Annotated in this window: 1 protein-coding gene; it reads left to right on the forward strand. The window is 57.2% G+C overall.

The window, feature by feature from the left end; genetic code table 11:
• Positions 1 to 118: 118 nt before the first annotated feature.
• Entirely contained in the window at positions 119 to 451 is a 333-nt protein-coding gene (locus AC4FS3_RS29575; RefSeq protein WP_491023510.1) for a type II toxin-antitoxin system HicB family antitoxin, read from the forward strand.
• The last annotated feature ends 58 nt before the right edge of the window (positions 452 to 509 follow it).

A 509-nucleotide genomic window follows, 5' to 3' on the forward strand; every position in this document is an offset into this window, starting at 1 on the left:
TTGGTGTGTTCCTGTTCGGCGAAGTGCGCGTCTTTCATCGTCCGCATCCGTCACCGGACACGGACAAAGGTGCGGTTGCCAGCATCCGTAAATGGCTGGACGAACACGGAGTAAAGCCATGAACAATGTCGTTGAAATCAATGGCGAGAAGGCGGTTATCGCTTTTGATCCCGAGATTCAGATGCTGCGCGGCGAGTTTGTCGGTCTCAATGGCGGGGCCGACTTCTATGCCGAGAGCGTCCACAATCTGATCGAGGAAGGCCGCAAGTCGTTGGCCGTCTATCTCGAAATGTGCCGGGAAAAGGGCATCGAGCCGCGCCGGAAGTTCTCCGGCAAGTTCAATGTCCGCCTCACGCCTGACGATCATGCCGCCGCAGTCATTGCCGCAGCAGCATCGGGCAAGAGCCTGAATGAATGGATCGTCGGGACCATCAGGGAGGCCGCAGAGTAGCGGCCCCATTCGGGATACAACCGGCTTTGAAAGGAAACAGATCATGACCGCTTCTTCC

The organism is Pseudogemmobacter sp. TB195 (assembly GCF_058313095.1).